At 59.6% G+C, this 16,728-nt stretch carries 16 protein-coding genes and 1 pseudogene; 7 read left to right on the top strand and 10 right to left on the bottom strand.

Annotated features, from left to right (window positions below; translation table 11 throughout):
* The first annotated feature begins 234 nt into the window (after positions 1–234).
* The 3 genes from Q0P52_RS08030 (at position 235) to Q0P52_RS08020 (ending at position 3,535) form a co-directional block, all read left to right on the top strand.
* Positions 235–1,224 carry a hypothetical protein gene (locus Q0P52_RS08030; RefSeq protein WP_293762133.1) on the top strand — a complete coding sequence of 330 codons (990 nt, stop codon included), beginning with the start codon at positions 235–237 and terminating at the stop codon, positions 1,222–1,224.
* Positions 1,225–1,326: 102 nt separating this feature from the next.
* Positions 1,327–1,635 (top strand): H-NS histone family protein, encoded by a 309-nt coding sequence (locus tag Q0P52_RS08025; protein WP_293762131.1) that lies wholly within the window; start codon positions 1,327–1,329, stop codon positions 1,633–1,635.
* A gap of 178 nt (positions 1,636–1,813) precedes the next feature.
* Positions 1,814–3,535, top strand: a complete 1,722-nt coding sequence (locus Q0P52_RS08020) for a hypothetical protein (RefSeq protein ID WP_293762128.1) — start codon at positions 1,814–1,816, stop codon at positions 3,533–3,535.
* A gap of 65 nt (positions 3,536–3,600) precedes the next feature.
* Here Q0P52_RS08020 and Q0P52_RS08015 read toward each other — a convergent pair whose 3' ends face one another.
* Both Q0P52_RS08015 and Q0P52_RS08010 read right to left on the bottom strand, forming a co-directional pair.
* Complete coding sequence (locus Q0P52_RS08015) at positions 3,601–4,731, bottom strand: M14-type cytosolic carboxypeptidase (RefSeq protein ID WP_293762125.1); 1,131 nt, start codon at positions 4,729–4,731, stop codon at positions 3,601–3,603.
* Between the two features lie 125 nt (positions 4,732–4,856).
* Entirely contained in the window at positions 4,857–5,405 is a 549-nt protein-coding gene (locus tag Q0P52_RS08010; protein ID WP_293762123.1) for a phasin family protein, read from the bottom strand.
* A 188-nt stretch (positions 5,406–5,593) separates the two neighbouring features.
* On the opposite strand from Q0P52_RS08010, the gene phaR reads away from it, so the two are divergent.
* Entirely contained in the window at positions 5,594–6,160 is a 567-nt protein-coding gene (phaR, locus tag Q0P52_RS08005; RefSeq protein WP_293762122.1) for a polyhydroxyalkanoate synthesis repressor PhaR, read from the top strand.
* A 132-nt stretch (positions 6,161–6,292) separates the two neighbouring features.
* On the opposite strand, the gene Q0P52_RS08000 is transcribed toward phaR, so the two are convergent.
* From Q0P52_RS08000 to Q0P52_RS07965, 8 genes and pseudogenes are all read right to left on the bottom strand, one after another.
* Complete coding sequence (locus Q0P52_RS08000; RefSeq protein ID WP_293762120.1) at positions 6,293–7,129, bottom strand: alpha/beta hydrolase; 837 nt, start codon at positions 7,127–7,129, stop codon at positions 6,293–6,295.
* Positions 7,130–7,442: 313 nt separating this feature from the next.
* Positions 7,443–8,234: a PhnD/SsuA/transferrin family substrate-binding protein gene (locus tag Q0P52_RS07995; protein ID WP_293762118.1), complete on the bottom strand. Its 792-nt coding sequence runs from the start codon at positions 8,232–8,234 to the stop codon at positions 7,443–7,445.
* A gap of 5 nt (positions 8,235–8,239) precedes the next feature.
* Entirely contained in the window at positions 8,240–9,001 is a 762-nt protein-coding gene (locus tag Q0P52_RS07990) for an ABC transporter permease (RefSeq protein ID WP_293762116.1), read from the bottom strand.
* A complete protein-coding gene (locus tag Q0P52_RS07985) occupies positions 8,998–9,309 on the bottom strand; it encodes a CBS domain-containing protein (protein WP_293762142.1) in 312 nt (103 codons plus the stop codon). The genes Q0P52_RS07990 and Q0P52_RS07985 overlap by 4 nt, the downstream gene beginning before the upstream one ends.
* Before the next feature lie 147 nt (positions 9,310–9,456).
* Positions 9,457–9,933, bottom strand: a pseudogene (locus tag Q0P52_RS07980) (ATP-binding cassette domain-containing protein); the annotation flags it as partial.
* On the bottom strand, positions 9,926–11,098 hold the full coding sequence (locus tag Q0P52_RS07975; protein WP_293762114.1) for an ABC transporter permease: 1,173 nt from the start codon (positions 11,096–11,098) through the stop codon (positions 9,926–9,928). The pseudogene Q0P52_RS07980 and the gene Q0P52_RS07975, both read right to left, overlap by 8 nt.
* On the bottom strand, positions 11,095–12,018 hold the full coding sequence (locus Q0P52_RS07970) for an ABC transporter substrate-binding protein (protein ID WP_293762112.1): 924 nt from the start codon (positions 12,016–12,018) through the stop codon (positions 11,095–11,097). Before Q0P52_RS07970 ends, Q0P52_RS07975 begins: the two co-directional genes overlap by 4 nt.
* A 31-nt stretch (positions 12,019–12,049) precedes the next feature.
* Positions 12,050–12,877: a fatty acid desaturase gene (locus Q0P52_RS07965; RefSeq protein ID WP_293762110.1), complete on the bottom strand. Its 828-nt coding sequence runs from the start codon at positions 12,875–12,877 to the stop codon at positions 12,050–12,052.
* Between the two features lie 433 nt (positions 12,878–13,310).
* On the opposite strand from Q0P52_RS07965, the gene Q0P52_RS07960 reads away from it, so the two are divergent.
* The 3 genes from Q0P52_RS07960 to Q0P52_RS07950 all read left to right on the top strand — a co-directional run bounded on the left by Q0P52_RS07960 (position 13,311) and on the right by Q0P52_RS07950 (position 16,726).
* Complete coding sequence (locus Q0P52_RS07960) at positions 13,311–14,228, top strand: LysR family transcriptional regulator (protein WP_293762108.1); 918 nt, start codon at positions 13,311–13,313, stop codon at positions 14,226–14,228.
* Between the two features lie 266 nt (positions 14,229–14,494).
* Entirely contained in the window at positions 14,495–15,649 is a 1,155-nt protein-coding gene (locus tag Q0P52_RS07955; protein WP_293762106.1) for an ABC transporter substrate-binding protein, read from the top strand.
* A gap of 60 nt (positions 15,650–15,709) precedes the next feature.
* A complete protein-coding gene (locus tag Q0P52_RS07950) occupies positions 15,710–16,726 on the top strand; it encodes an ABC transporter ATP-binding protein (RefSeq protein WP_293762104.1) in 1,017 nt (338 codons plus the stop codon).
* Positions 16,727–16,728: the final 2 nt, after the last annotated feature.

Here is a 16,728-nt window from a genome sequence, read left to right as displayed (position 1 = left end):
ACCTGCGACCTGCGGATTAACAGTCCGTCGCTCTACCAACTGAGCTATCAGGGAACAATCAAGAGAGGCGAACTATACCGACGCCGATTCTCCCTGTCAACGGGCCTCGCCTAAATGCTTTCAGTCACGGCATCGCTTGCAGCCTGGCTTGGCGAGGTGGGGGGTCCGGCTGGCAAGGGCAGGCGTAAAAACGTAAAATACCTGACTGATTTACTCTGAATGCAGGATGAGGCAATGAGCGGACAGTGGCAGGCTTGGAAGCGAAAGTATGGCGGCGAGGCATTGCGCCCCATGGCCGAACAGGTGGCCTTGGTAAGAACCGGCAGCGCGGTTGCCTGGCTGGATGATTTGCGTCTGATGAGAGTTGAGGGCGCTGATGCGGAGGCCTTTTTGCAGGGACAACTCTCCTCCGATGTGAGAGACCTTTCCGAAACTCGCGCCAGCTATAGTACATATTCTTCCGCAAAAGGACGCATGCTGGCCTCTTTCTTGATGTGGAAATCACAAGGTGCGTTTCATGTGCTGCTGGCGGCAGATGTGGCTGAGGCTGTGGCAAAACGGCTGACGATGTTTGTCATGCGCTCCAAAGTACGAATCGAATTAGTGCCGAGTGAGAGTGTTGCCTTGTTGGGCGTAAGTCTTGGGGCTGCGGCGGATTTGTCAATTTCGTCAGAATCGCTGTTTGTGTCACAGCAGGAAAGCATTCAGGCTGTGAGTTTGCCTGGTGGTGGGGCGGTATTGGTACTTGCTGATGATGAATGCTTGGAAAATACTCTGGGACAATTGAATGCCGAGGCGGTATCCGCGCAAGCATGGCAAATCCGCGACATTGACGCAGGAATTGCCTGGGTACGCCAAGCTACGCAGGAACAATTTGTTCCACAGATGGCGAATATGGAATTGATAGGCGCGGTAAGTTTCCAGAAGGGGTGCTATCCAGGGCAGGAAATTGTGGCGAGAACGCAATACCTCGGAAAACTTAAACGCCGTCTGTATCGAATCGAATTGGCTGCCCCAGCCGCTGTAGGCGATAAGCTATATAGCCCGCATGTTCCCGATCAATCCATTGGCATGGTTGCCGCTATTTGTCAGACCGTAGAGGGCACATTTGAGGGTTTGGCCGTAGTGCAGTCGGCATGTTGGGAGGAGGGGGTGATGCTTAATTCCATTGGGGGAGTTAAGTTGGTGTGCCGGAAATTACCTTATGAGCTGCCGGATGCCTGATTTTTTTACAATTATTTTTACGGCTTTGCCTTGACGGTCTTATTGGCTTTTGGCTAAATACATGATGTCTAACCCGTAACTATATATAACTAGGGCAGCCAAATGGATATTTCTACTCTCAGCTACACCGAGTTGGCCGAACTCAAGGCCAATGTTGAAACCGAAATGAAGCGTCGCGAAAGCGAAGAAAAGACCAAAGCCAAAAAGCAGATCATCGAGCTGGCCAAGGCATATGGTCTGAGCGTTGAAGAAGTGCTGGGCAAAACCGGTACTGTGGTTCGCAAGCCTGTGGAGGCCAAGTACCGCCACCCGCAAAACAGCGAACTGACTTGGACCGGCCGCGGCCGCAAGCCGGTGTGGGTTCAGGAGCTGCTGAACGCAGGCAAGACGCTTGAAGATCTGGCCATCTGATTCAACAGACAGCATCAGTTTGAGCATTGCAAAGCGCCGGTTTCGGCGCTTTTTGCATTTGTTCGCACGTTGTGCTTGCTCAATTCATGTTGAGTATAAATACTGGTAAGGTCGAACCGGCTTACATCCCGGTTTTTTACGCAGGTACGTCACGCAAGACAGACTTGAAAGTAGAAAAATGCTGGACTTCTTCTCCCGGGGCTCGAAGAACAAGTCAGACCCGTTGGCCAATGCCGCTGCCGCCAAGGCATATGTGGAAACGCTCAAACACGAGCATGGCCCTGCCGCACACGAAAAAGTGACCGAAACGCTGGTCAACCTCAACGCTGAAGCGCCCGTCATCACGCCGGATCTGCTTGATGCGGTGTTGACGCTGAACCTCGAGATTCAGCCCCTGCATGAAACGTTGTGCGGACAATACTTCATGAATAGCCGCATGCCGAAAGTGCTGGAGGCGCAATTGCGCTCGCAGATACTGGCTTATGGCCGGCAGTTCCTCGAGTTCTATCAGCGAGCCTTGTCGGTGGACAGCGGCTTTGAACATGAGGAGAGGCTGCATGCCATGATGCCTTTGGTGATGGTGCGCATCATGCATTATCACGGCGAGTTCGCGCGCTGGCAGTATTTGCGGCAATTCACGCCGGACGAGGTGTTCTGGCTGAATGTGAACCAGCTCTACAGGTTGGCCGAACAGCGCAAGATGGATTCAACGCCGGTATTCCTCTTTGGCGATGACAGCCCGGGCACAACGGTGCAGGACCAGTATCTGGTGATGCTAATGCTGTCTTTGCTGAGCAGCGGCAACATGACGCAAAAGCAGTTCAACTTCTCGTTTGAGCTGCTCAAGCTGGTATCCAATCGCATGTCGCTGGTGCCGGGGTACAACGACAGTTCCAGCTTTGTGGTGGTGCTGTCCGAGGCCAAGCCGGCGGCGCGCGCCAATGACAGCTTCGTCAGTGAAGGCGCCCGCTTCTGGAGCACTGCCGATGTGGTGGAAATCATTCACGCCTGGTCTACGGTGATGGACGGCGGTCGAATCCCGCCTGAGATAAAACGTCTGGTCGAACCCGGCATTGACTCGGCATTGCTGAAAATGCTGTGTCGCGAGTGGGCCCCCAAGCCAGTGCGCTTCCAGCGGGCAGAGCGCGTGCCGGTTTCGAATCGCAATATCGAGGTAGCTCACCGTCTGTCGCAGTTGCACCGGCTGATTCGACAGCCGGATGAGGTTATCCTGCAGCATTCCCGACAAGCGCAGTCCGACTCGGACAGCTTCGACGATGCCGCCAATATCCGTATCTACGGCTTTGTCACCAGTCGCAAACGCGACCGCAGTACGCTGGCGTCGCCCTTGTCGCTGGCGGGCGAATCGCCGGTGCCGCCCACCAAGGACGAGTTTCTGCGCTGGTCGGTCGAGAACGTCAGCCAGACGGGGCTTGGCGTGTCGCTGGATTCCTTGGGCAATGAATGGGTGTCGCTGGGTAGTCTGATTGGCTACCGCGACATGGATAATGCGACCTGGAGTCTTGGTCTGGTCAGGCGGGTGAAGCGCACCAGCCAGCGGGAGCGCATCTATCTGGGGGTGGAGTTATTGTCCAATCGGCCAGTGGCGGCTTCTTTGCGGCCTACTGACAGCAAGCTGATTGACCCCAGCCTGCCGCCGGATATGGTGTGGCTGGCAGGGCATATCGCGCTGTTTGTGCCCTTCGAGCGTGGCGGTCGCAACGTGAATGCCATGATCTTGCCGATTTCCATCTATATGCTGGGCAAGCAGTTTTACATGACGGCGCGCGGCAAGCACTTCCAGATTGCCTTGGGCAAAGTGCTGGAGAAGGGCAGCGACTGGTGCCTGGCGGAGATCGAGCTGGTAAAAGCGCTGGAGAAATTGCCCTTGGCAATGTGACTGAGCGACAGGCATAAAAAAACCGGAGCATGGCTCCGGTTTTTTTATGCCTGTACAAGACTGAATCAGGGACGCAACTGATTGATGACGCCATAGATGGGACTCAGCATGGCTTCGCCCAGCCGCAGGCTGCGCTGTCCGCTCCAGCCGTAATCGTCGTCCGGCAGATTGGCGTTGTCCTTGAACGGCATCTCCAGCGTGAAGGAGAGGCATTTGAAGTGTTCGGCCACCCAATTGGTGGCAACGGTGAGATTGGCTTGGCCGGGGGCGTCTTTCTCATAGCCGATCTCGTCCTGAAAGTCCGGGCTGGCCAGCATCAGCAGGTGTTTGAAGTTGTTTTCCAGCTGCTGGATGCGCGCGTCGTAAGACGGGGTGCCTTCCGAGCCGGCGACAAAGACATAGGGCAGCTTTTCATCGCCGTGGATGTCCAGGAACAGATCCACGCCCACTTCTTCCATCTTGGCGCGCACAGCCAGTACTTCCGGGCTGCGTTCAGCGGAAGGCGCTTGCCATTCCCGGTTCAGATTGGCGCCGGCGGCATTGGTGCGCAGATTACCGAGGACCGAGCCGTCCGGGTTCATGTTGGGCACCACGTAGAAGGTGGCTTTGTCGAGCAAGGCGCGCGAAGTCGGGTCCTGCGGGTCAAGCAAACGGTTCAGGAAGCCCTCCACAAACCATTCGGCCATGGTTTCGCCCGGATGCTGGCGAGCGATGACCCAGACCTTCAGATCGGATTCCACTTCGTGACCGATGGTGAGAAGGTTCATGTCGCGGCCTTGCACCGTGCTGCCCAGATCGTTGATCTGACACAGTCCCGACCCTTGAGCCTGACCCAGCAGGTTCAGGTGCTGTTCCAGAGAGTAGGGCTCGAAATAGGCGTAGTAGATGCTGTTGGCTAGCGGAACATGCTCCACCGTCATGGTTTCGCCGTCGTAATGGGCGGGTACGCGGAACCAGTTGATGCGGTCGTAGGAGGCCATCAGCTGGTAATCCACCCAGCCGTCGGGGTAAGCACACTGGCCCGCGTTCTCGAAAGTCAGCCTGCATTGCTGATAGGCCGCGCCTTGCAAACGGAAGTAGAACCACTGGGCGAACTCAGCGGCGTTGTCGCGGCGGATGCGCAGACGGATGTTCTCGAAGCTGTCCATGGAGACGATTTCGATGCTGCCTGCGTCAAAGTTGCTGCTGATTTTCATGCGCGAAACCTGTGTGCTGTTCGGTATTTCAAAGCCCGGATTGTACCCCCCCGGGCGCGCCATTGCATCATGGAAAGCAAAAACCCCGCCGTAGCGGGGTTTGTCGGCAATGCGCCAAGCGTCGATCAGCCAACGCGCTTGGTGGCGGCCTTCACGGCGTCAGCGGTGGCGCTGGTAGCGGCCTTCACGCTGCTGTCGGTGAATTCGGCAACTTGCTGGGCAGCCTTGCTGAAGCTGTTCACGGCGGCGGCGGCGGCGGCCAGGGAAGTCTTCACGGCGTTCAGGGCGGCGTCGGAGCCGGCCGGCGCGTTTTTGGCTGCGCCTTCCAGAGCGGTGATCAGGCCCTTGTTGAAGTTGCCAAGATTGTCTTCGGCCAGCTTGGACAGCTCGGTCTGGGCGGAGGAGACAATTTCGTATACGTTGCGGGAGTTGGCCACGGCAGTGTCAATGGACTGGGTGGTCAGCTTGTTCAGCTGGCTCAGGGCCTGCTGCGGGTCGGAAGACTCGGCCAGTGCCTTGGCGATCTTCACGTTCTCTTCCAGAGTCTGCTTGGAGGCTTCCAGGTTGAGCTTCACCAGGCGCTCGGCGCTGTCCAGGGAGATCTGGGCGACGCGCAGGGCTGCTTCGAAGCCGGACAGGGAGGCTTTGCTGAACTGATCATTAGTGGAAAACATCGTCGTAACCCTCATGAATTAGAATGGACCAACAATTTATTCTGACGATTGCATTGTGCGCTGCACAATGACGCACAAATGTATCATGCACTGCAGCATGGCGATAGAAGTTTTGCTCTAGCTTGTTGTATTTATGATAAATTGCCAGCACACAACACCGAACGACGACAATAAACCGGGAGTGTTACATGAGTGTTGAGAAACGGGTCATCAAGAAGTACCCGAACCGCCGTCTTTACGATACGGCCACGAGTTCCTACATAACCCTGGGGGACGTGAAGCAGCTGGTGCTCGATAATGTCGATATCCAGGTCGTCGATGCCAAGACGCAGGATGACATTACTCGCAGCGTGTTGTTGCAGATCATTCTGGAGGAAGAAAACGGCGGGATGCCTATGTTCAGCTATGAGGTGCTGACACAGTTCATCCGTTTCTACGGGCAGGCAATGCAGGGCATGATGGGGCCCTTCCTGGAAAAGAACCTGCAGCTGTTTGGTCAGCTGCAGCTGAAGATGCAGGAGCAGACTCGCGCGCTCTACGGCGACAACGCGATGTTCAACACCACGATGTGGGGCGAGTTCATGAAGCTGCAGGGGCCCGCCATCCAGAACATGATGTCCAGCTATATGGAGCAGAGCACCGGCATGTTCCTGGAAATGCAAAGCCGCATGCAGGAGCAGACCAAGCAGCTTTTCGGCGGCTTCGGTTTTCCTGCTTACCCGGGCGCGGAAAAGGACGAGAAAGACAAATCCTGATTGCCGCAGTTCCGGCCTGACAAAACCCGTCTTTCGACGGGTTTTTTCTTTTGTGCCAGCAGGCTCAGGCCCGGGTTGAAGCCTTGAGCACTGCAAAATCGGGCGCGCTGCGCGGCCGGCGTCGCCTGACCATCAAGACAGGCCGCCCATGCGGCGCACCGCCTGCCGCCAGCGCTCAGGCGCGGCCTGATAACAGTGGTCGTGATCGCCGCCCTCAATCAGCAGCTGCTGCTTGGGGGCGGTGCTGAGGCCGTACAACTTTAGCCCCAGTTCAACCGGTATCACTTCGTCTGCGGTGCAGTGAATGAACAATTGAGGCACTTTCAGATCGTCTATTTTTTCGGCGGACAAAAACTCCTGGCGCAGCAAGCGCGACAGCGGCAACCAGTCGGCTGTCATGGCGCGTCCCACATCCGCCGCCGAGGTAAACGCGCCATCCATGATGAGCCCGTCCAGATGCTGGGCGTGGCCGGCCAGATCGATAGCCACCGCGCTGCCCATGGAATGGCCGTACAGCAGTCTGCGGGATGCTTTGCCGGTCAGCTGCAAAAAGCGCAACCACGCCAGCCGGGCATCAATATAAACCGAGGTTTCACTGGGCAATCGCAGCGCGCTTTCTCCATAGCCGCGATAGTCGATAGCCATGACGGCAAAGCCCGCTTGCCACAGGCTGAGAATCAGATTGATATCGGTTGAGAGTGTGCTTTCATTGCCATGCAAATACAGCACGGCCGGGGCGGTGGGCTTGGGCGCCGGCAACCACCACAGATGAACCGGTCCCGGCCTGGTGCCGCCGCCGGCCGGCGCATCCAGCCACAGTTCTTCAAACGGTACGCCAAAATCGGCAGGAGAAACAGACACTTGCCTTGACGGCAGCAAGATCACCAGCCGTTGTCCCACATGCCAGACCAGCAAGAGCAGCAGCAAGGTTGCCAGGATGTAGAGTTGTTTTCTGGTGATGATCTTCACGAGTATCGCTTTCACTGAAGGCGGCTGTTTTGGTCTGAAGTAGCATGGGCGCGCCTGGTCTTGTTTGCCGCGCGCCCTGCCTGTAGGCATGGTAGTGCGCGCGGCGCCTGCGGGAAAGCTGGGCCGCATGGCTTCGGCCAACCTGGTGCTTGCGTCATTCAAACCCAAGTCACACACAGCGTATCGCCATCGTTCGCTCATGTGCTGCAGGCGGTGCGCAACGGCGCCTTGTTTCCAGACCGAAATTACGCCTTGCGATGGATCGCAAGTGGATGCGCAACTTGCCGTCGGCTGCTGATCTTCTTCCTGTTGCTTACCAGCAGCCCAGCAAGGCCGCGTTGCGTTCGGCATCTCGGCGCAGGGCCTGATAATCCGCAGCATTCAGCGCGGTGAAACCGGTGATGCGCATGTCGGCAAGCAAGCCGGCGACCGAGGCGTTGTCGAGCAGCGTGATGAGGGCCGCTCTCAGTCGGGCTACGGTGTCCTCGCTGGCGGTGCTGTGGGTGATCAGCGGCAGGCCGGGGGTATGCGCTGTCTGCGCCAGAGGGCGAAGGCGGGCAAAAACCTCGGGTTCCTCTTGTGCCAGCAACCACGCGCTGACGCTGTCCAGCGCGGCGATGTCCGCCTTGCCTTCGGCCAACTGCCTGGCGGAGTGGCGGTGCCCGCAGCTAAAGCTTACCGCCCTGAAAAAGGGCTGCGGCAGCGTATTGGTCACCAGATGGCTGCGCAAGGCGTGGTAACCGGATTGGGAGTGGCGCTCGCTGCATACGGCGATGCTGTTCTGGAAGTCTTCCAGCCGCTGTCGCGGATCGTCGCGGCGGATCAGGATCTGGCTGCTGTAGCGGTAGCCGTCGCAGCCCGGCGCGTCGTAATGGAAAGCGCCGAGGATCCGCACATGCCCGGCGAGCAAGGAGACGGCGGGAAAGCCGCAGGTCTGGCTTAGCAACAGGCGAGGGTCTTGCCAGTGATGGAGATAGTCACTGGGCTGGGTCAGCTCATTGGGTACGTCGCCCAGGCCGGCCAGCAGCAGTTGTTCGCGCAGGGCGCACCAAAGCGCTTGCTGATGGTGTTGCGCATAAGGGTACATGGGAAGGCTGCAAAGCATGGGGTTCAGCTTTTCTGTAGAGATGGCGCAGCAATGCCTACCGCCAGGCTTTCAAAGGCCTGGTCCACCACGATGGCAAGCAAGGCCACCAGTAAGGCCCCCTGAATGACATAGGCGGTGTTGAATCCGCTGAGCCCGACAATGATGGGCAGACCCAGTGTTTTGGCGCCCACGGTGGACGCGATGGCCGCAGTGCCGATGTTGATGACGACCGAGGTGCGGATGCCGGCCAGCATCACCGGCGCGGCAAGCGGCAGCTCTACTTTCCACAAGGATTGCGCGGTTGTCATGCCCATGCCCCGCGCCACGTCCCTCAACTCGGGGGAGACGCTGTCCAGTCCGTTGAGCGTGCCGTGCGCGATCGGCAGCATGCCGTACAGCACCAGTGCGATCAGCGCGGGGGTTTCGCCAAAGCCGATCAGCGGGGCGGCCACCGCCAGTACGGCAACCGGCGGCAATGACTGGCTGATGGCCAGCAGGGTTTCCAGCAGCGGCCGCAAATCCCGCCATGCGCTTCGGCAAACCAGGATGGCTCCGCCTGCGCCCAGCACCATGGCGATCAGGCTGGATGCCGCGACAATGGCCAAATGGGAAAGCAGCAAATTGGCGAAGCTTTCCTGTGTGTAAAGGGGCCGCTCCAGCTCCGGGAAAAAATAATGGAACAGCGAGGCGGCATGGGGTAGCGCCAGCAGGGTGGCGGCCAGCACGGCGATGGACAAGCACAAGCCGCGCTGGCGGGCGGCGACGGGAAGGCTCAGGGCGCTCATCGGGCTTCCCTGTCCAGTAGGTCGCTGAAGTGCAGCGCGCCGGCGGGATTGCCGCGCTCGTCAACCACCGGCAGTCGATCCACCTTACGAGTAACAAACTGGGACAGGGCTTCGCGCAGGGTGTCGTCGCTCTGGATGGGTTCTCCGCCGGCATGGTCGGCCGGGTGCACGCGGCCAGCCACTTTTTGCAGGCCCAGTAGGCGTACGCCGGCGTCGCCACGGCCAACAAAGTCACGTACAAAATCGTTGGCCGGCGAGATCAGGAAGCTTTCCGGGCTGCCTTGCTGCACGATGCGCCCTTTGTCCATCAGGACGATGGTTTGTCCCAGCAGCAAGGCCTCATCGATGTCGTGCGTCACCAGGACGATGGTCTTGCCCGAGAGCGACTGGATGCGCGCCACTTCCTGTTGCAGGCTGGCGCGTGTGACCGGGTCCAGCGCGCCAAAGGGCTCATCCATCAACAGCACCTCGGGGTCGGCCGCCAGAGCGCGGGCCACGCCCACCCGCTGCTGCTGTCCCCCCGAGAGTTCGTGGGGATAGCGATGCCTGAAATCGTTGGCCGGCAAGTGCAGCAGATCCAGCAGTTCGGCTACCCGATCGCGCGTGCGGGCTGCCGGCCACTTCAGCAGGGAGGGGACGGCGGCGATGTTCTGTTCCACGGTCTAGTGCGGAAACAGTCCGACCGACTGAATGGCGTAGCCGATGCGTCGGCGCAGGATCTCGGGCGGCTGGCGGCGGATGTCTTCGCCGGCCAGCAGAATGGCGCCGCTATCAGGCTCGATCAGCCGGTTGATCATTTTCAGCGTGGTGGATTTGCCCGAACCTGAGGTGCCGATCAGCACCGTCAGTTGTCCTTGCGGCACGGTAAGCGACACATTGTCTACCGCCGGGGCTGAGCCAAAGTGTTTGGAAATCGCGGTAATTTCAATCATGTCGGTTCCTGTCCAGCCGCGAGGCCGCCAATTTGAAGAGCCCGTCGGTCGCGGCCGCCAGCGCCACTACCGGCAACACCCCCAGCAGCACCTGATCCAGCGCGCTGCCCGACAAACCCTGGAACATGATGGCGCCAAAGCCGCCAGCGCCGATGAGCGCGGAGACGGCGGCGAGGCCTATGGATTGAACGGCCGTCACCCGCACGCCGCCGAGAAACATCGGCAAGGCCAGCGGCAGATCGATGCGGCGGAAGATTTGCCAGCGCGTCATGCCGATGCCTTCGGCGGCGTGGCGCACATCTTGCGGCACCTGTTGCAGGCCGGCGCATGTGGCGCGCGCCAGCGGCAACAGCGAATACAGCGCCAGGGCCACTACCGCCGGCCACGCGCCGACGCCGGCGATGCCGCTGCCAGGCCAGTGTTTGCCTATCCAGGCCAACGGACCGATGAGCAGCCCGAACAAGGCAATCGAGGGGATGGTCTGCAGAATGTTGAGGCTGCCGAACAGCCAGTTGTTCCAGTGTCTCCAGCGAAACGCCGCCAGCCCCAGCAGCGTGCCGGCGGCGACGGCGGGCAGCAGTGAAAACAGTACCAGTTGCATGTGCTGGATCAGCGCCGTATCGAAGCTGTCCTGATAGTTCTGGTATTCCTTCAGCAGCGACAGCGCATCAAGCCGTCCTGTGAGCAACACCGCGAGGGCAGGCGCAATGCCGGCAGCCAGGCACAAGGTTTGCCGAAGCGGGGGCAGCGCCAGTCGGCGCAAGCTTTCGCTAGCCATCAGCAGGCAGGCCAGCGACATCAACCAGAAGCCGCTGCCGAAAGAAACCCGCGCCAGCGAGTCCTCTGCGCCGGCCAGCTTGGACGCTTCATGGCCGGCGCTCCACAGCAGTAGAGCGACAAACCACATGGACCACCAGGCCCTGGCGAGCAAGCCGCGTGGCGACTCCGGCGCAAAACAGGCTGCCACCAGCAGTACGGCGGCCGGAATCAACGCCATGGCCAGCCCGTCATGCAGGGTGAGGACGGAAAGGCCGCGCCCGGTGAGCAGGCGGTTGGGCGCGTAAGTCAGCAAGGGCAACAAGAGACCCAGCACACTCAGGCCCGCCAGCAACAACCATGTCTTGTCTATTGCCGGCAGGCCAAAGCATTGGCGCCGCGCTGTCACTTGATAAAGCCCTTGCTCTTGAGATACGCGGCAGCCACTTTGCGCGCATCCTTGCCTTCAATGGCGATGCTGGCATTGAGTTTCTGCAGCGTGGCGCTGGTCAGCGAGTGGAATACCGGTTCCAGCAGTTTGGCGATGCGCGGGTTTTGCGTCAGAACCTGGCCGCGGATCACCGGGGTGGGGGCATAGATGGGTTGCACGCCTTTGACATCGTCCAGCGTTACCAGGCCCAGCGCCGCCACCGGGCCGTCCGTGCCGTAGGCCATGGCCGCATTGACGCCGGAAGTCTGCTCGGCCGCGGTCTTGATGGTGACGCTGGTGTCGCCGCCGGCCAGCGTCAGCAGCTGGTCTTGCTTCAGGTTGAAGCCATACGCGCTCTGAAAGGCGGGCAGGGCGTCAGGGCGTTCGATGAATTCCGCGGACGCCGCCAGTTTGAAACGACCGCCCTGTTTGATGTAGCGGCCCAAATCGGTCAGGGTTTTCAGCTTGTTGGCGGCGGCGACATCCTTGCGGATGGCGATGGCCCAGGTGTTGTTGGCCGGGGAGGGCGTCAGCCATACCAGTTTGTTTTTCTCCTGATCCAGCTTCTTCACCAGCTGGTAGCCCGCCTCGGCGTTTTTCCAGGCTGGATTGCTTTCATCGGCAAAGAAAAAAGCACCGTTGCCGGTGTATTCCGGATAAATGTCGATCTCGCCGGCGGTGATCGCGCCCCGCACGACCTTGGTATTGCCCAGCGAAATCTTGTTGACGGTATGAATGCCGTTGGCCTCCAGCACTTGCAGGATGATATTGCCCAGCAAGGCACCCTCGGTGTCGATCTTGGAGGCGACGCGTACGGCGTCAGCGGCATTGGCCATGGCGGCCTGGCCCATGCCGAGCGCGGCCAGCAAGCTGAAAGTCAGGAATTGACGTTTGTTCATGAGAGAAATCCGCAAAGGTGGGTTGAGAATGTCAGGCGAAAGGGTGGAACTCGGCAATGACCGGCTTGGCGCGATGCCGCCAGAGCAATCGCAGATAACCGGTTTCATGGAAGCCGTCGCACAGCTGCAGATAGTGTTCTCGCCGCTCAAGGTAGCGCGCGCGCAACTGGTACCAGGGCAGGCCCGGATGCAGGTGATGCACCAAATGGTAGTTCAAGTTGAGGAAAAGCACTCGCCATGGCAGCTGGGCTTCGTTGATCACGGAGCGGGCCGCGGGATGGCTTACCGCCCGATGCTCGTAAAAAGAACGCACCATGGCCAGCGCCAAGGCCGGGTAGGCAACGACGAAAACGTAGTACAACGGGTGAATGCCCGCCAGTCGGACTGCGTACAGCAATGCCGCGGTGAGCAGGAAATGCGCTAGCCAGATGCCCGCATGGCGGCGACCGCCCCGCCATGCGGCCTGCAGCGTTGCCAGCCAGCCCAGCAACGGGCCGAGCAGCAGGCGGCCGGGAGCCGTGTTGCGCCACTGCGCCAGTGACAAACGCCAACCGGACAAGGGCTTTGGCGACAGGTAATAGCTTTCCGGGTCAACACCCGGCAGGGTCAGTCGCTCGTCATGATGGTGCGCGAGGTGCGTGTCGCGATACACCGCATAGGGATACCAGATGGCCAGCGGCGCGGTGCCCAGGGCTTCGTTCAGGCGCGCATGCCCAGTGGGGTGGCCGTGAATCAGCTCGTGCTGCAAGGACATGTACCAGCAGGTGAAGAAAATGAGCAGTGGCGTGCCCAGCCACGGACTTAGCTGCCGCCAGTGCAGCACCGTCAGCAGCCAGCCGCCGTAAATAAGGACAATCAATCCCCAGGTTGGCCATTCAACCCCGCCATGCGCCGCCGAACGCTCAGACTTTCCCGTCGGCTGCGGCGTTTTGTTGTTTAGTTCCGGAATCGCGTGTTGCAAGCTGCAGTACATGTCCGCCCCGCCACTTGTTGTAGACGCGGACAAATATAAATAAGGGACGAGCGTTAACTAAATACGAAAAATCGACAAGCTAAGTCACGTTTCTGGTTTTGCGGAGCGGGGAGGCCCGGCAGCGGCTGACGGGTTGCCGCCGCGATGCCCGGCGTTGCGCAATAATGATTGCCCCTGTCGGGATGGCTGCCAGCACCCTGGCGTAGCGGAGGCTGACGGGAGGCATGGAAGCTCATGGGCGAGTTGCCGGGTGGTGGCTACACCCTGTCCGGACTCTGAGGCACAATCGGTACAAACAACATGGGGCCAGGGAGAGCGCGTGTCGATTACGCTAAAGAATGTGCGTTACTTTGTTGCGGTTGCGGAGATGGAGTCCATCTCCCGCGCCGTGCAGGATCTGAATGTTTCCCAGTCGGTGGTGACAGAGGCTATCCGGGCTTTGGAAGAGGATTTGGGCGTGCAGCTTTTCACGCGCCATGCGCGGGGAATGAGCCTGACGCACGCCGGCTACCAGTTCTTGCGTCACGCGCACCAGATTCTGGCTTCCGTGCGACATGCGCGAGAGGCGCTTTCCACAAGACCGGACGCAGTGACCGGCCAACTCAATATCGGTGTGACCAGTCTGGTGTGCGGCTATTTTCTTCCGTATCTGCTGGAGCGTTTTCGCAGCACTTTCCCGCAAGTTGAAGTCAGCGTGGTGGAAGACCAGCGCGACTATATCGAGCATTTGCTGGTGAATGGCGAGCTGGATGCGGCGGTGCTGATTGTGTCTAATGTCCAGAACAAGCAAGCCCTTCACACGGAAGTGTTGCAGCAATCCAGTTACCGGCTGTGGTTGCCGTCCGGTCACCGGCTGCTGGATGGCGGTGGCGTTGCCCTGGCAGACCTGGTGGAGCAGCCGCTGGTAGCGTTGAAGCTGGATGAACTGGAAGATGTGGCTACCGCCCTGTGGCGGCAAAGCGGCCGCAAGCCGAAGTTGGCGGTCCGCACTGCCTCTGTCGAGGCGATGCGGAGCCTGGTAGCCACCGGCGCCGGCCTTGCCATCATGCCGGATGTGCTGTATCGCCCGTGGTCCCTGGAGGGGGACCGGCTGGAAGTGCTGCCTCTGCTGGAGCCAACCCCGACACTTGAGGTGGGTGTCGTATGGCGGCGGGGCATGAGGGTATCTGACAACACGCACAACTTCCTGACGCTGGCCAGAGAGTACAGCCGCAGCCACAAACAGACTTTCTCTTGATATCTTTTTTTCAGATATATCTCGTTTGCCTATCATTTTTTTCTATATTACAGGCCCTATCCGGCCACCGCCTTGCCACTGGGCGCGACTCACCGTTGATCGAGAGCGCGGCGCTATTCGCTCTTGCCGGGGGTAGCCTGCTGTCATCTGTTTTTCCAATTGCTGCCATAGGCGGGACTGACTAGGGAGGAGGCCGCAGGCTGCCTAGAATCGGCTCACAAATTCCCAGACGCACAATGCGCAGTCCTTGGACAAGGAGAAACGTGATGCAAAGCAGCCTGATTCGTCTGACCGCGGTGTTGGTAAGCTCCAGCTTGCTTACCCCGACCGTGTTTGCCGCCCCTCTTGCCTCGTTGGGAAAGCCCGAGGGCAAGCTCAATATCATTGCCTGGCCCGGTTACATCGAACGCGGCCAGAGCGACAAGAATTATGACTGGGTAACCGGATTCGAGAAGTCGACGGGCTGCCAGGTCAACGTCAAGACGGCCGCCACATCCGATGAGATGGTGTCCTTGATGAACTCGCCAAATTATGACCTGGTGACCGCGTCTGGCGATGCGTCTTTGCGCCTGATTTACGGCAAGAAGGTCCAGGAGATCAACCCGGCGTTGATTCCCAGCTGGAAAACCCTGGACGCGCGAGTGAAGAATGGCAACTGGTTTACCGTTGGCGGCAAACCTTATGGCGTCCCCTATCAGTGGGGGGCCAACTTCCTGATGTACAACACCAAGATTTTTCCGAAGCCGCCCACCAGTTGGTCTGTGGTATTCGAGCCCGGCAACTTTCCGGATGGCAAATCCAGCAAGGGTCGGGTACAGGCCTACGATGGCGCCATCTATATCGCCGATGCCGCGCTTTACCTGATGCACAAGAACCCGAAGCTGGGCATCAAGGATCCCTACGAACTGAATGAGGCCCAATACGCCGAGGTGCTCAAGCTACTCCGGCAACAAAAAGGCCTGACCCATCGTTACTGGCATGACGTGACAGTGCAGATGAACGACTTCAAGAAGGAAGGCGTAGCGGCCTCCAGTGCATGGGGCTACACCATCAATACCCTGCAGGGAGAGAAATTCCCCGTGGCCGGCACCATCCCGCAAGAGGGGGCCACTGGTTGGGCGGACACCACCATGTTGCATGCCCAGGCCCAGCACCCCGTGTGTGCTTACAAGTGGATGGAGTGGTCGCTCAACAAAAACCTGCAGTCTGGCCTGGCGGAGTGGTTCGGTTCCAATCCCGTGGTTGCCGAGGCATGTCAGACCAAGGCACCTGGAGGCACCAATTTCTGTCAGAGCAACGGTTTTGACCGTTTTGCGCAGATCCGCTTCTGGAGAACGCCGGTGGCCAAATGCGCGCAAGGCAGCTGTGTGCCTTACAGCCGCTGGACTGCAGACTACATCGCCATCATGGGCGGCCGCTGACCGCATGTAAAACACGTCGCTGGTCGGCCTTGGCCGGCCAGCAGTCGGGAGCTTCATTTCATGACTCTAGCCGTCAGTTTCCAGCAGGTCAGCCGTCACTACGATGCGGTGCGCGCAGTGGATCAGGTAGACCTGGGTATCGCGGAGGGAGAGTTTTTCTCCATGCTGGGGCCCTCGGGGTCTGGCAAAACCACCAGTTTGCGTCTGATCGCCGGTTTTGAGCAGCCAACCAGCGGTTCCATCCAGATTTTTGGCCGGGAAGCCGCTGGCCTGCCGCCCAATATGCGCGATGTGAATACGGTATTCCAGGATTACGCGCTGTTTCCCCACATGAGTGTGCTGGACAACGTTGCCTATGGATTAATGATCAAGGGAGTGGCCCGGGCGGAGCGTTATCGCCGCGCGGAATCCATGCTTGATCTGGTCAAGCTGGGGCAGTACGGCGGCAGACGCCCTGCTGCGTTGTCTGGCGGGCAGCGTCAACGCGTCGCGCTGGCCCGGGCGCTGATCTTGCAGCCGCGGGTGCTGTTGCTGGACGAGCCGCTGGGTGCCCTGGATCTCAAGCTGCGCGAGCAAATGCAGACCGAACTGAAAACTCTGCAGCGCAAGCTGGGCATCACCTTTATCTATGTCACGCATGATCAAGGGGAGGCGCTCTCGATGTCTGACCGCGTGGCGGTGTTCAACAAAGGGCGGATTGAGCAGATTGCTGCGCCGAATGTGTTGTACACCCAGCCAGCCACGTCGTTTGTCGCCGACTTTGTCGGCACCTCCAATGTTTTTGATGCAGCCTGGGCTGCCAGCCTGACAGGCAAGCGGCAAGCCTTTGCGGTGCGCCCCGAGCGCATCCGACCGGTGGGGCAAGGGCAGGCCGGGGATGGGGTGCGTGTGCCAGCCCGGTTGCTGGATGTGCAGTACCTTGGGGCTGTCAGTCGCTATGAGCTGGAAGTGGAGCCGGAGCGCATCATCAGCATGGTGTTGCCCAATGACGATGCGGCAGCTTCGCAGCCCCTGACGCCGGGGCAGAACATTACCGTATGGCTTCCAGCCCATGCGATGCATGCCTTGGCAGGCTAAGG

This window comes from uncultured Aquitalea sp. (assembly GCF_945957525.1).
Lineage (GTDB): Bacteria > Pseudomonadota > Gammaproteobacteria > Burkholderiales > Chromobacteriaceae > Aquitalea.
This window is presented reverse-complemented; position numbering and strand designations above follow the sequence as displayed.

Coding starts and splice junctions, on each gene's coding strand:
- Q0P52_RS08030 (WP_293762133.1), top strand. CDS start 235: ATGAGCGGACAGTGGCAGGCTTGGAAGCGAAAGTATGGCGGCGAGGCA.
- Q0P52_RS07995 (WP_293762118.1), bottom strand. CDS start 8,234: ATGCTTTGCAGCCTTCCCATGTACCCTTATGCGCAACACCATCAGCAA.
- Q0P52_RS07970 (WP_293762112.1), bottom strand. CDS start 12,018: ATGAACAAACGTCAATTCCTGACTTTCAGCTTGCTGGCCGCGCTCGGC.
- Q0P52_RS07955 (WP_293762106.1), top strand. CDS start 14,495: ATGCAAAGCAGCCTGATTCGTCTGACCGCGGTGTTGGTAAGCTCCAGC.
- Q0P52_RS08015 (WP_293762125.1), bottom strand. CDS start 4,731: ATGAAAATCAGCAGCAACTTTGACGCAGGCAGCATCGAAATCGTCTCC.
- Q0P52_RS08010 (WP_293762123.1), bottom strand. CDS start 5,405: ATGTTTTCCACTAATGATCAGTTCAGCAAAGCCTCCCTGTCCGGCTTC.
- phaR (WP_293762122.1), top strand. CDS start 5,594: ATGAGTGTTGAGAAACGGGTCATCAAGAAGTACCCGAACCGCCGTCTT.
- Q0P52_RS07950 (WP_293762104.1), top strand. CDS start 15,710: ATGACTCTAGCCGTCAGTTTCCAGCAGGTCAGCCGTCACTACGATGCG.
- Q0P52_RS07985 (WP_293762142.1), bottom strand. CDS start 9,309: ATGGACAAAGGGCGCATCGTGCAGCAAGGCAGCCCGGAAAGCTTCCTG.
- Q0P52_RS08025 (WP_293762131.1), top strand. CDS start 1,327: ATGGATATTTCTACTCTCAGCTACACCGAGTTGGCCGAACTCAAGGCC.
- Q0P52_RS08020 (WP_293762128.1), top strand. CDS start 1,814: ATGCTGGACTTCTTCTCCCGGGGCTCGAAGAACAAGTCAGACCCGTTG.
- Q0P52_RS07990 (WP_293762116.1), bottom strand. CDS start 9,001: ATGAGCGCCCTGAGCCTTCCCGTCGCCGCCCGCCAGCGCGGCTTGTGC.